This is a genomic window from Thermodesulfobacteriota bacterium (genome assembly GCA_040757775.1).
GTDB lineage: Bacteria > Desulfobacterota > UBA8473 > UBA8473 > UBA8473 > UBA8473.
The window spans coordinates 1-13,887 of record JBFLWQ010000040.1 but is presented as its reverse complement, the minus strand read 5'-3'; the positions used below and the strand labels follow the sequence as shown (position 1 = coordinate 13,887).

Below are 13,887 nucleotides of genomic sequence, written 5' to 3'. Positions count from 1 at the left end.
CCGCGCAATAATGTTCTCCAGTTCCCGAATATTACCGGGCCAGTTATACTCTATAAGTAAATCCAATGCTTCACTGGATATACTTTTTGCCTCGGCATCTTTTTCTTTCATAATTCTATTTAAAAAATGATTTACTAATAAAGGGATGTCCTCTTTTCTCTCTCTTAAGGGCGGTAAATGTATAGGAACCACTTTTATCCTATAGTAAAGGTCTTCTCGAAAGGCTCCATTGGCCACAGAATCTTCGAGGTTTCTGTTGGTAGCCGCTATGAGCCTGACATCTACGCTTATGGTCTCCGTTCCCCCAACCCTGACCAATTCCCTCTCTTGCAAAAATCTCAAGATCTTTGCCTGGGTAGCCAGGCTGAGTTCGCTAATCTCATCAAGAAAGAGGGTTCCAGAATCAGCTAGTTCAAATCGGCCTAATTTCCTTCCATAGGCATTGGTAAATGCCCCTTTTTCGTGGCCAAACAATTCGCTTTCTATAAGGGGTTCTGGTATCCCTGCACAGTTAATAGCAATGAATGGCTTTCCCTTTCTATTACTATTAAAGTGGATAGCCTTTGCCACCAGTTCTTTCCCCGTTCCGCTTTCTCCTTCAATTAATACTGTGGTTTTGCTGTCAGCAATTTGCTTGATGGTATCGAAAATCTCTCTCATAATCCCTGTGTTACCAACAATATTCCCAAAGCTATAACCCTTATCTATCTCAGACCTCAGTATCTTCACCTCATTCTTTAAGTCCTGAGTTGAGAGGGCATTTTTAATAATCAATCTTATTTCATCAAGGTCAAAAGGCTTGGTTATATAATCATATGCCCCTAATTTCATAGCATAAACGGCGGTTTTAACCGTTTTTGTAGCTGTTATCATTATTACAATTATATCCTTATCTATTTCGTTAATTCTCTCTAATACAGTTAGCCCATCCATTCCAGGCATAATTATATCTAAAAGAACCATGTTAGGTCTAAGTCTCTCAATTATCCTAAGGGCTTCTTCTCCGGTAGCAGCCGTTATAATGTCATACTCCTTGTCGAAGACCATCCTGAGAGATTCCCTGGTACCTAGCTCATCATCTACTATAAGCAACCTCTTCATGCTTGCTCCACAACTATCCAAATTCCCTTATGGGAAGCTTTCATTATTTCATGATCCTTTACTAAGGGCAATAGGCAGCTTTATCCTGATTGCTACTCCCTCTTCACTAAAATTCATTATCTCCATTATTCCAAGATTTTTATTTACTAATCTCTGGGCTAAAAATAATTCTAAATCCAGGATAGGGGGGTAGGTTGATATAGACAAGGTTGTCATTACAGAATGAGACAAGGGGATAATTATCTCTATTGCCTTATTACCCATCTCTTCCAATCCCAACAGATGGTTTGCCTCTCCAAGGTTAAACTCTGACACCCCTGTGGTGATTGATAAAACCTTCCCTTCAGGAACCGTAGTCAGTATATTTGAAAAGATATTATCAAAGATATACAGAAGCTGGTCTTTATCACTCAAAACAGGAGGCAAACCCTTATCGAATTCTCTTAAAATAGCAGATTTACGTTCACCCAGATTGTATGAGTGTTTCTCCACTACCTCTTTAATTAAGCTTCGAAGATCAATTATACAAAATTTAGGCTTTGAGAATTTGGTATATCCTGTAATCTCCTCTACAAGGTTGTTTATCTTCTCTACGTTTTCTCCCACTATTTGATAAAACTGACCTCTAAATTCTGCGTCTTCAAATCTCTCTGGTAAAAGCTGAGCAAAGGTTTTTATAGAAACCAGCGGGTTTTTTACTTCATGTGCCAGACTCGTAATAAGGGTCTCGAAGGAGAACTCGCTGTTTTCTACCCCGCACAATCTCTGTGCGGGGTATTCCTGCCTGTGCGTTGTACCTGTCTGCGTACGGACACTCACAGGCAGGTGCAGATAGGCTTCCGACTTTTCGTCTTCTGAGGGGCTGCTGATTATATTATCGTTAATGCCAAAGGAAAGTTCCCGGTTTGAAATAATCTCTTTATCTGCCAGGATCGCACTGCGGTTTATAACACTCTCCAGTTCTCTTATGTTGCCAGGCCAGTAATAGTTTTTTAATAAATTTAATGCACCTGTAGACAATCTCTTATCCTGTAATTTCATCCTTTGACTCAGGTCATCCAGGATATAGTTTGCAATAGACGGAATATCTTCCTTCCTTTCCCGCAAGGGGGATAGACTGATTGGAATTGTATTTAAACGATAAAATAGATCTTCTCTGAATTCTCCATTATTGATCTTTTCTAATAGATCTCTGCCGGTAGATGCAATTACTCTCAGGTTTAAATCAAATTCCTTTTTCCCATTTGCAGTAATTCTCTGTTCTTCAATGACCTCCATTAACCCCATCTGAATACTTAAATCCGCTCCCCCTATCTCTTCCAGATACAATGTGCCAAGACTTTTACAGGATGCCTCTTTTTTTATTGTAAGCAGTGTGTTTACAAATGATTCCTCGGATAAATTAACACAATTGAGTTTGAAGAACTCCCCTTCACTCCTTAATCCGTTATAGTGAATTATCTTTGCTACCCATTCCTGTCCTGATCCCATTTCTCCTTTAATTAAAACCGGCGCATCATTACCAAGGGCTTTAGAAACTATAGTTAACACCTGTTGTTCTAAAAGGGGTGACTCATAAATCTTTCGGTATTTAACAATATTTCTGGTTTTATGAGTAACTTCGGATAAGGAAGAAATGGATTCCTTTCGGCTTAATAATCTCTGAACTTTTTTCCTGACCTCATAAATACTAAAGGGCTTAAAAACAAAATCGAAATTTCTATGGTCAAAAATATCTACAACCTCTTTCGACGTTCGATATTCCATCATCAGTAATACAGCTATATTTTGATTGTATTCGACTAATCTCTGTAAAAAGCCTATCCTGGAATCCAGTGGATGGACTACTCCCATGATCACAAGCTCTACATCTTCGGTATTAGCCAATGAAAAGGGATTTTCATCAAAACCTGATGTTATAATGCTAAATTTGTCTTTGAATATTATTCTAAGTGATTCTCTTACACTGAGAGAATCATCTACAACCAATATCTTTCTCATATTTTTCTCTGGTTTTGTTAACAACAGGAAAGCTTATCCTGTCAGAAATATCATTTCTAAAAGGGGTTAGCGGCAAATACACACAAAAGGTGGTCCCATTCCCAACTGTACTCTCCACCTCGATATGTCCCATATGCTCTTCAACAATCTTGTGAGATATCGATAGTCCTAAACCACTTCCCTGATGTTTGGTACTAAAGAATGGAGTAAATATATGCTCAAGATCATCCTTCGGTATTCCTTTTCCTGTATCACGTATTTTCATCTGGATATAATCTATGGAATCACGTTTTATTAAAGCGGTTTCAAAGGTAATTATTCCGTTTTCAGATGTAGCTTCGATAGCGTTCAAAAACAGGTTTAAAAGAACCTGCTTGATCTGTTCTTTGTCAATCATTACAGGGGGTATCTCTTTGCCATATTTCCTATCTATTTTAATATCTTTCTTCCTTGCTTCATTGTCAACCAGGAGGATTATCTTTTCTGCCACATCATTGATATCATCCTTGTGGAAGTTGGGTTCTGACGGCCGGGCAAACTCCAGGAGTTCATTTACCAAAGAGCAGATCCTGTCCACCTCACCAGAGGTAACCTTCAGAAAATGATCCCTGAATTCTATATCATCAAACCTTTCCGGTAATAACTGAGTAAAGGTTTTAATAGCAACCAGTGGGTTTCTTATCTCATGTGCCAATCCGGCGGTCAAAGTACCCAATGCCGCTAGCCTATCGGCACGGCGCATTTGAGCCTCAGATTTCTTCAACCCATCGTATAATTGAGCGTTCTCAATGGCAACTGCAGCCTGGTTGCCAAGAGTTTCGAGCAGAGCGATATCTTCATGGGAGAAGATATCCCTGTTCATTTTTTTGCCAATATTACAAAGACCGATCAATTTTTGTCTCGTAATCAGTGGGATGCACACCTCTGATTCCATATCATTCAATCTTTTTATTAGGGTGACCGCGACCGGAATATTCAGTCTCTCCAAGTCTCTTTCCAACTCCTCCTTTACAATTATTTCGCCCCTTTCCTGTAACCACGTTATCAGAGGATCCTCTTTTGCTAAACAACATCGTTCTCTCTTAACCTCATCTAAACCTTTCGATGACTGGATATGATAACCACCCTTCTCCTCATCAAGCAGCAGTATAGATGCCTTTTCAACCACCATGGCTTCTGTAGTGGTATTTATTATCTTTGTCAGCAATGTATCTTTATCGAGGATGGAAATCATTGCTCTGCCCAATTCGTTCAGGGTTTTCTTATAGTCATACTTACCCTTGAATAATATCTGTTCGATTGTCCTTTCAGCACCCGGCTTTAATTTAGGGAAAACAAAGGTTGCCACTATAAACAACACTAAGATAATAAACGAGAATAAATGGTTAATAGAACCAAAGAAGAAGTTTTGGCCAATATTGGCGATTAGAAGCAAGGGGATTGACAACAAGAATACCAAGAAAAAGTATGCCATGCCTTTTTTGATAAAAATATTAATATCCATTAAGTTATGTTTAACTATTGCAACGGCCGTAATACTCAGATAGAAAACATTAGCCAAATTTCCGATAGGGTAGATATCAACCCCGAACATGGGCAGGAAACTAAAAGATCCTACTAAAACGGCTAATCCAAATCCAAAAAGTACATATCTGAGACGGTTTCTTTCAACATTGGACTCTGTAGTTTTGGATTTTCTATAGACCAAATAGAGCCCATAAAACATGAAATAAAAAAATGTCAACATAAAGGGTAAATACAAGGGCCCGGTCTTAGGATAGTATCCCCATTGATATTTATGGAGACCAGGCAGCACAAAGTAAGGTGTCCAATTAAAACACGAGAATAGAATGCCTAATATATAGCCTGCGTAAAGTAATATTTTTCTATTTTTATTCTTGTCCTTTGTCAACGTCAAAAACCAGTGAAAAGCAGTATACGGCATAAAGATTAATCCTGTTCTGAGAACATTTGCCCATTGCTCAGCAAAAGATTTATCCGAAAAAAAATAGAGTCCAAAAATCTCAGAACTCCAGACAACCATGCTAAAAGTCATTACAAAAAAAGTCTTATTTACCGGATTCTTTCTGTCATTCAAGTAAACAAAAATACCTAATCCAAGATTAAAAACCGCTGCAATTAAACAAGACTGAGCAAAAAGATTCATAATAAAACCATTAGGTATTAGGGTTTATATTTGGTAAGGGCTAAAGAGACATTTATCCCACCATACCCGTAAGAGTTTACCAGGACGTTATTTACTTCTTTCTCCCTGGGTTTGTTTGGAACATAGTCCAGATCGCACTTTGGATCGGGAAACTCATAATTTATGGTCGGGGGGATTATACTATTCTTGATGGTCAGTACAGTAGAGACAAACTGAAGCGCGCCGGCTGCTGCGAGCGGTTGCCCAATCATTGATTTTATGGAACTGATAGGCAGCTTATACGCAAATTCACCAAAAACAAGTTTTATGGCGTTTGTTTCCTTTATGTCATATTCTGGATACGAACTTCCATGGGCATTGAAATAATCTATATCTTCAGGGCTAAGTCCTGCAGCCTTCAACGCAATTTCTATAGCAAGCGCTGACTGCTCACCTGAAACATCGGCATGTATATTGTCATAACCATCACTTGTTGCCCCCGATCCTATAACTTCTGCATATATCTCCACGTCTCTACTCTTAGCGCTCTCCAGACTTTCTAATACCACAATCCCGGCTCCCTCTCCTAATACAGTCCCATCCCTCTTCATGTCAAAGGGACGGCTGGCTTTTTCTGGTGTATTATTCCTGCTGGAGAGGCTGTTAGGCACACAAAAAGTCGCAAAGATATATGGCGCTAATGGTGTTTCTGCACCACCTGCAATCATTACATCAATTTCACCATAACGTATTTTATCAAATGCGTAGCTAATAGCGCTTAAACCGGCTGGGCAACCGGTGGATAGAGTGATAGCTGGCCCCTTAATCCTGTAAGCCTCGACAATTTCACCGGCTAGAGCATGGTGGTGCATATTGGAGGGTGCAAAAGGTGCTATCCTGCGCATCCCCTTCTCCAGGAATCTACTGTACTGCTCCTCCCAATTAACTAAACCCCCTGTTGATGAGCCGATGGCAACCCCGATATTGTGGGCATTTGACGGGTCAATCTGTAATCTTGCGTCTCCTATGGCAAGCTTACTTGCTACAAGTCCAAAGTGAGCAAACCTATTTGTTCGTCTGGCTTTTTTTGGCTCAAGATAATCTTTAGGATCAAATCCATTAACCTCCCCAGCTATCTGAGACGGATAAGTTGACGCGTCAAATCTGGTTACTCTACCGATCCCCGATCTTCCGTTAACCAGTGCATCCCAGAACGCCTCCTTCCCAATCCCATTAGGAGCAATTACACCTAAGCCCGTAACAACCACTCTTCTCTTCAATTATTCCTCCCAGACATGAAAGATTAACTACCGAATTCAAATTGTAAGGCATCTAATATACCTTTTAGATCTTCCGGAAGAGGTGCAGAGAACTCCATATACTCCTCGGTTTTGGGGTGGTCAAAACCCAGAAGACTAGCATGTAATGCCTGTCTATTCAAGCTTTTCAGCCTGTTTCTAAGCCTATCATCTTTTATTGTCGACAGCTTTTTATTGCTGCAATAGACTGGATCCCCTATTATAGGATGTTGGATATCCGCTAAGTGAACCCTTATCTGGTGAGTTCTTCCCGTCTCTAAGCTTATCTCTAATAAAGCAATCTCATCGAACTGTTCGATTACTCTCCAGTGGGTTACTGCCTTCTTTCCACTCCTGGCTTTAGTTGACATCTTCTTTCTATCTACCGGATGTCTGCCAATGAGGGAAGTAATGGTACCTTTTTCATCCTTAAATGTACCGTAAGCAATGCCAGTGTATTTTCTTGTTATAGAATGTTTTTCAAACTGGCTTGCCAGTGATTGATGGGCAAAATCACTCTTAGCTACTACCAGTACCCCTGAAGTATTTTTGTCAAGACGATGCACTATACCGGGCCGAATTACCCCCCCTATCCCTGAGAGGTCACGAGTGTAATACAGAAGAGCGTTGACTAGAGTGCGAGAATAGTTGCCAGAAGCAGGGTGAACAACCAAACCAGCAGGTTTATTTACCAGGATGATAAAACTATCTTCATAGAGAATATCCAGGGGGATATTCTCTGGGCTAGGAGCCGCCGGCACAGGCTCCGGGATGGATACCCTTACTAAATCACCTCTTGTTACCTTGAAGCTGGCTTTAGTGGATATGTCATTTACTTTGATGAGTTTGGTGTCAATTAATCTCTTTATCTGGGAGCGAGAAATTGGTAGGTTCTGTTCTGAGAGAAAGATATCCAGCCGTTTTCTCCCTCCATTATCAGGGACAATGAATTCAAATTTTTGAACCATGTAATTAGTAAAAGGTTACTCTAATAGCTCCGTATTCCAATAAGAGATATCTACCATGTTCAGGAACATTCGCCACTCTTGACGTCTTATGTCCTGGAGGGGAACCTTGAAAAAGGGGGGCCAACGAGGCTTAGTAGGCGGTTTAAGGAGTTTCATGCCAGTCTCATGGAGCCCTCTGCTACCCTTCTTTTTATTACAGGAAAAGCAGCAACAGACTATATTTTCCCAACAACTAGCTCCTCCATAAGCTCTTGGGATAATATGATCGAGACTCAACTCGTTCTTTGTGAAGACAACACCACAATACTGACACGTGTTTCTGTCTCTTGCATATATGTTAGCTCTGGTAAATCTTACCTGGGTCTTTGGTATTCGATCATAGGCTACCAATAGTATAACTCTGGGAATCTTTATCACTCTATCAACCAGACCGATAGTTTCATCGTGTTGTTCAATACTTAAATCACTCCAACTTTCATAATCAAATGTTTCGTACTGAGAATTGACAGCCTTGGCGATTCCCTGGTATAATAATGAAAAAGCCCTTTTCACCGTTGTGATATTGATGGGCAAAAAGGATCTATTCAGAACTAAAACGTGTGAATCGATCATTTTGTAGACACAGCTGAAAGGTTTTTACTTTAAGGGATTAAATCCGATAGGAGAATACTAGCATATAAATTTTTTGTTTGCAAATCAATTTTCGATTAACTATACTAAAATTGCTTAGCACTGAAGTTTTGTCGGTACTTTCCATGGATTACCAAATTATACTCGACTACTCGGTCCATCTCTAGAAATAAGAAATTCCGTTGATGAGATTGAATATATTTTCCCGGTTTATTATCGCATATCTGGCTGTATTCGTCCCGGTTACAGGGGTAAATATATATAACATTATACAGTTACGCCAATTTACCAATGAAACCTATCATATTTTAGATATCGATAATCGTATTACAGACTATGAAAAGAAACTTGCAGATTCTATTCTGTCGCAAGCGCGGTATGAGAGGAAATACATTATCATAAAAGATGATGCACTTTATGACCAGTTCCTACTGGCAAAGATTGACTTCGATAGATATTTTGACGAAGCCATGTCTCTATCAGACACCCCTCAAAAAAAAGGTTTATTTAGAGTGATAAAATACCATCTCAACCGTTATCAGTCCCTTTTTGACAGGGAGGTCGAATACCTGAGAACAGATAAACATTATCCGCAGAAACAATACAGGCAGGAAAAGGAAAAAGCCCTGGGAGGAATAATGAACGGGCTCAAAAAACTAAGAGCGGATACCCAGCAGGATACTTATGATAAGATAAGAAGGTTGGGGGATGCAGGGTCTCGTACCAGCAGGTTAGGAGTGGTAATGGTTGTAGCCGCTTTTTTCTGTGGAATCATTATTGCCCTTTTCATCACAAGGAGTATTACAAAACCGCTCCACAGAGTGATAAGTAAAACCAGAGATATCTCCGGCGGAGTTTTTAAGGGAGACCTACGCCTTTCTTCTCCTCCGGAGATCGGAGAATTGGCGCAGTCATTTAACTTTATGTGCGATAAGCTCCGAGTGCTGGACAGGATGAAATCAGACTTTTTCTCATCCATGTCCCACGAACTGAGAACACCACTCGCATCCATAAAAGAGGCGACTAATCTATTACTGGAAGGAATAACCGGAGAAACGACAGAGAAGCAGAAAAGGCTTCTAACAATCATAGCAGAAGAAAGCAACAGACTTATTGGCCTCGTCAATTCCCTCCTCGACCTTTCAAAAATGGAAGCGGGAATGATGACTCTTGTCTTTGTTGACACAGACATAGATCAATTGATAACTAAATCTGTTCTAGAGATAGAACCTTTGTGCCTCGCCAAGGGTATCAAGCTTGGATTGGATAAAGTTCATGATTTACCCTCTATTAAAATAGACAGCGAGAGAATTCTTCAAGTATTACGGAATATTATAGGAAATGCCATGAAATTCACACCCAACGGAGGCAGAGTCTTTGTGTCTTCAAGACTTATTAATGGGAATATAGAGGTTAGAGTCTCCGATACAGGTCCCGGCATTCCGGAGGAAAACCTCGCAACAATATTTGACAGGTTTCAGCAGGCATCTGTCCTGGGTTCATCTGAAATTAAGGGAACGGGATTGGGATTAGCCATTGTTAAGCACATAATCACGGCTCATGGAGGAAGGGTATGGGCAGAAAGCACATTAGGAAATGGAAGTTCATTTGTCTTTTTATTGCCTGTCTAATATCTTTTACTCTGTTTGCCTGTAATGCATTGAAAGAAAGGGTAAGAGAAAAGGATGTATCCGGGCATCTACTTCACGCAAAGGAGTTGTTAAGACAGGGAAACTACGAAAAGGCATTAGAGGAAAACCAGAAGGCATTAGCCCTTTCAGGGGAAAATCCGCCCGGAGATGAGGCTATCTTCAATATGGGACTTATATATACCCATCCTAAGAATCACAAAAAGAATTTCAAAAAATCCCTTTCATTCTTCCAAAGACTCATTAAGAATTACCCGCAGAGCCCTTTAACTGAACAGGCTAGGATATGGATAGGAGTGCTGCAAATGATAGAAAAGTCGAAAGAGGTTGATGTAGAGATTGAAGAGATGAAAAAGGAGATGTCCCGATGATTACTCTTCGAAAAATATTAGTGGTGGATGATGATAGGAATCTCCTTGAGTTGCTGAAAGTGAGGCTCAAATCGGCAAACTACGCAGTAGTCACCACCGAAGATGGAAACGGGGCAGTAGAGGCTGTAAAAAAACAGATGTTCGACATTGCTATAATTGACCTTCAACTCCCAAACCAGAGTGGCATATACCTTATGGAAGAACTGCATTTGATAAATCCGGAGATGCCCGTTATTATCCTTACTGCCTATGGAAGCATAGAAAGCGCAGTGGAGGCAATGAAAAGAGGGGCATTTAACTATATTACCAAACCCTTTAATCCACAGGAACTGCTTTCACAGATAGAAAAGGCATTGGAGGGCCAAAGGCTTGCCTCGGAGATCAAAAAATTAAAGAGGCTTTTAGAGGGGGAGGTCGATTTCTCAAACATTGTGACAAAAAGCGAAAAGATGCAGAAGATATTGGAAGCAGTATACAGCATCGCCAAAACAGAGTCTACCGTTTATATTCATGGAGAAAGCGGCACAGGCAAAGAGCTTATTGCAAAGGTAATGCACCTTGCCAGCGAAAGAAAAGATAAACCATTCGTAGCCATAAATTGCGCAGCGATTCCGGAAACGCTTCTTGAAAGCGAGCTTTTTGGCCATGAAAAAGGGGCATTTACAGGAGCTGTCAAAAGCACAAAGGGCTTATTCGCTCATGCCAATGAAGGCACAATTTTTTTAGACGAGATTGGGAATATGTCTCTTTTGCTTCAGACAAAGCTGCTGAGAGTGCTTCAAGAGCGACAGTTTTATCCTTTAGGAAGCGAAAGGTCATCAGAGGTGAATATTAGGGTAATCGTCGCTACCAATAAAGATTTGGAGGTAGAAGTAAAGAAAGGCACCTTCAGGGAAGATCTCTTTTACCGGATTCATGTCATTCCGATCCATCTGCCGCCCTTGAGGGAAAGGAAAGAGGATATACCCTATCTTACAGAATACTTTATAAAAAAATTCAGCCGGCAGATGAAAAAAGAGGTGAAGGGCATTACACCCGGCGCCATGCAAAAGCTCATGCTCTATGATTGGCCGGGAAATGTCCGTGAACTGGAAAATACGATTGAATATGCAATGGTCATGACCCAACAGGAGTTAATTATGGAAGATATTGTTCTACAGACAAAAGATGTTCCGGACAAATTGCATCCTCTCAAAGAGGCACGGGATGCCTTTGAAAAAGGCTACATCGTCAATCTCCTCGAACTCACAAGAGGCAATGTCAGCAGGGCTGCAGAACTGGCAGGAAAATACCGGGCCGATTTTTACAACCTCCTGAAAAAGCATAACATTACCCCTATGGATTTTAAAAATAGCTGAACTATTCTGTTTCTGCTTTTCATTAGTTGTATGTAATTTCATACATGCAAATAAGATTGAATTTCCGCTAAACCAATACCGCATTATCTGAATTTTCAAATTCCTTCAGCGTATGAATATCCATACAAAATACTTTTTCTAAAAAGTTAAAAACCAGAGCTGTAATTAATAATTTGCTTTTATTATCAACCAGTTAATAAAATGGCGTCCTTTTTGGCATGCCCTTTGCAATTTTACATCAAATAAAAATTGAATATAAGGAAGGGAAAAGATGAAAAAGACTGTCGTTTTTCTGATGATCGCTCTAATTTTTGCTTCAGGATGTATCACTCTAACAGGAAGGACTGCGGGGCAGACGATAGACGACTCTGCAATTACAACAAAGATAAACATGAAGATAATCGAAGACCCTGAATTGAAATACCTTAAAATTAATGTGGATACCTTTCAAGGTTATGTCACCCTCACAGGAACAGTTCCGAGTAAAGAAGCGGCAGACAGACTGACAAGAATTACCCGGAATGTGGAGGGCGTAAAGAATGTTAAGACAAACCTTATCATCAAGTAGTAGATGAATGTATCTATAGGGAGAGGAGTTATGAAAAAAAGTATAATAATGGCTCTGGTTGGATTTGCCTTAATCGGGACATCTTACTTATTGTCACCGGAAAGAACATCATCAGAAGTGAGTGTTCATGTCGGCATAGGTTTACCTTTGCCGACTGTTGTGATACCGGTGCCGCCCGCAGTGGTTTATATTCCGGACGCGGGTGTTTATTACGCGCCGGATGTGGGCATAGATATTTTCTTTTATTCCGGTTACTGGTACCGCCCATACGAGGGGGGTTGGTACAGGGCGACTTATTACAACGGCCCGTGGGTGTATATGCCTCCCCAAAGGGTTCCAACTTCTCTGGTTCATCTACCGATCAATTATTACAATATTCCGCCGGGTCATCAGAGAATACCGTATGGACAGCTTAAAAAAAATTGGAAGAGATGGGATAAGGAACAACGTGAACACTGGAAACACAGGGATAAAGAGCAATGGGAACCTAGAGGGAAACGTTGAAATTTAACATACGGAGGTAATAAAAAATGGTTAAAAAGTTATCAGTTTATTTGTTGGTTTTTAGTTTGACGTTCTCGCTTTCTTTATTTTTAAATGCATGCGTAAAAAAGGTTCTAAAAGAAGAAGCCGTTAAGACTGAGGAAGAAGTTCTTCCAGAGGAAGAACCAAGAGGAGAATTAAAGGAAGAACCAAAGGTTTCCCAGCCTCTGGAATCAGAGAAGGACGATAAGGCCGCAAGAGAGGCGCAACTAAAAGAAGAAGAGCTCAGGGAACAAAGAGAAAGAGAGGAAGCCGCCAGTAGAGAAGAGGCTGCCAAGATAGAAGCACAACTTAGAGAAGAATTTGAAAATACAGATGTTCACTTCGATTTCGACAAATTCTCCCTCACCAATAAAGCAAGAGAGATATTGGCAAAGAAGGCTTCTTGGCTTCAGGGTCATACTGGTGTGAAGATCAAGATTGAGGGGCACTGTGATGAACGGGGGTCCAATGAGTATAACATGGCTTTGGGGGAAAGAAGAGCAGACAGTGCTATGAAGTACCTGGTCAATGCCGGAGTTGAGGCTTCTAGGGTTGAAACTATTAGTTATGGCGAAGAGAAACCCTTGGATCCAGGACACAATGAGGATGCCTGGGCAAAAAACAGAAGGGCGCACTTTAAAATAGTTTCAGAAATAGTTTCGGATTAAGGATTAATAAGGTAATAATCATGGTCTTTTTTAAAATAACCGGCCTGCAGCGCAGCTTACATGCACGAACACTTAGATGTATTTATAGAAGTATCTTGATCCTTCTGGTCGCAGTATCGTTTATTTTTCTGGGTCATGAATCATTTGCTGCGAACACTTCCAGAACAAATCAGGTTGTCTCATGCCCTGATGATAAAACCTATCTTGTAAATACATCCAGAAGATATCAAGTTGTCGCAGGCACTGATGAGAAAGCCTATCTTGTAGATACATCAACAGGCGCCGTATGGATTCTGACTTATCGTACAATAGCTACGGGACGGGAACCTATCGCAATTCCGTATAAATTCATCAAGATATCCCCAAAAAACCAGCATGAGTTCTTGGTTGAAGACATATCAGGCACCACAAAGCCGATGTGCGGAACCAAATAATGGTGTATCCTGTCCGCTTTATGTTTTTGCAGGATTATATAATTTAAGGTGATTATAAAAGATTTGGCACCAAATTTGTGATATATTTTGTTATCAGATTAAAGATAGATTCTTTTCTATTATTATAACGGAATTCGAGTTCTTTTAAATATAATGGAAACTTTTCTTTT

13 protein-coding genes are annotated in these 13,887 nt (G+C 40.3%); 7 read left to right on the top strand and 6 right to left on the bottom strand.

Annotated features, from left to right (window positions below):
• From AB1401_14950 to AB1401_14925, 6 genes are all read right to left on the bottom strand, one after another.
• The coding region (locus AB1401_14950) for a sigma-54 dependent transcriptional regulator (GenBank protein MEW6616750.1) at positions 1-1,101 on the bottom strand (1,101 nt) is incomplete at its 3' end.
• Positions 1,102-1,149: 48 nt separating this feature from the next.
• Complete coding sequence (locus tag AB1401_14945) at positions 1,150-3,102, bottom strand: sigma 54-interacting transcriptional regulator (protein ID MEW6616749.1); 1,953 nt, start codon at positions 3,100-3,102, stop codon at positions 1,150-1,152.
• A complete protein-coding gene (locus AB1401_14940) occupies positions 3,077-5,269 on the bottom strand; it encodes an ATP-binding protein (GenBank protein MEW6616748.1) in 2,193 nt (730 codons plus the stop codon). Before AB1401_14940 ends, AB1401_14945 begins: the two co-directional genes overlap by 26 nt.
• A 17-nt stretch (positions 5,270-5,286) precedes the next feature.
• A complete protein-coding gene (locus tag AB1401_14935; protein MEW6616747.1) occupies positions 5,287-6,528 on the bottom strand; it encodes a beta-ketoacyl-[acyl-carrier-protein] synthase family protein in 1,242 nt (413 codons plus the stop codon).
• A 23-nt stretch (positions 6,529-6,551) separates the two neighbouring features.
• Positions 6,552-7,514: an RluA family pseudouridine synthase gene (locus AB1401_14930; GenBank protein MEW6616746.1), complete on the bottom strand. Its 963-nt coding sequence runs from the start codon at positions 7,512-7,514 to the stop codon at positions 6,552-6,554.
• A 15-nt stretch (positions 7,515-7,529) separates the two neighbouring features.
• On the bottom strand, positions 7,530-8,126 hold the full coding sequence (locus AB1401_14925; GenBank protein MEW6616745.1) for an HNH endonuclease: 597 nt from the start codon (positions 8,124-8,126) through the stop codon (positions 7,530-7,532).
• 203 nt (positions 8,127-8,329) lie between these two features.
• On the opposite strand from AB1401_14925, the gene AB1401_14920 reads away from it, so the two are divergent.
• The 7 genes from AB1401_14920 to AB1401_14890 all read left to right on the top strand — a co-directional run bounded on the left by AB1401_14920 (position 8,330) and on the right by AB1401_14890 (position 13,717).
• Positions 8,330-9,775 (top strand): HAMP domain-containing sensor histidine kinase, encoded by a 1,446-nt coding sequence (locus AB1401_14920; GenBank protein MEW6616744.1) that lies wholly within the window; start codon positions 8,330-8,332, stop codon positions 9,773-9,775.
• Complete coding sequence (locus tag AB1401_14915; protein MEW6616743.1) at positions 9,718-10,164, top strand: tetratricopeptide repeat protein; 447 nt, start codon at positions 9,718-9,720, stop codon at positions 10,162-10,164. Before AB1401_14920 ends, AB1401_14915 begins: the two co-directional genes overlap by 58 nt.
• On the top strand, positions 10,161-11,522 hold the full coding sequence (locus AB1401_14910; protein MEW6616742.1) for a sigma-54 dependent transcriptional regulator: 1,362 nt from the start codon (positions 10,161-10,163) through the stop codon (positions 11,520-11,522). The genes AB1401_14915 and AB1401_14910 overlap by 4 nt, the downstream gene beginning before the upstream one ends.
• Before the next feature lie 271 nt (positions 11,523-11,793).
• Positions 11,794-12,090 carry a BON domain-containing protein gene (locus tag AB1401_14905; protein ID MEW6616741.1) on the top strand — a complete coding sequence of 99 codons (297 nt, stop codon included), beginning with the start codon at positions 11,794-11,796 and terminating at the stop codon, positions 12,088-12,090.
• Between the two features lie 30 nt (positions 12,091-12,120).
• On the top strand, positions 12,121-12,594 hold the full coding sequence (locus tag AB1401_14900; protein MEW6616740.1) for a hypothetical protein: 474 nt from the start codon (positions 12,121-12,123) through the stop codon (positions 12,592-12,594).
• A gap of 26 nt (positions 12,595-12,620) precedes the next feature.
• Positions 12,621-13,283 carry a peptidoglycan-associated lipoprotein Pal gene (gene pal / locus AB1401_14895; protein ID MEW6616739.1) on the top strand — a complete coding sequence of 221 codons (663 nt, stop codon included), beginning with the start codon at positions 12,621-12,623 and terminating at the stop codon, positions 13,281-13,283.
• A gap of 20 nt (positions 13,284-13,303) precedes the next feature.
• Positions 13,304-13,717 carry a hypothetical protein gene (locus tag AB1401_14890; GenBank protein ID MEW6616738.1) on the top strand — a complete coding sequence of 138 codons (414 nt, stop codon included), beginning with the start codon at positions 13,304-13,306 and terminating at the stop codon, positions 13,715-13,717.
• Positions 13,718-13,887 lie beyond the last annotated feature (170 nt).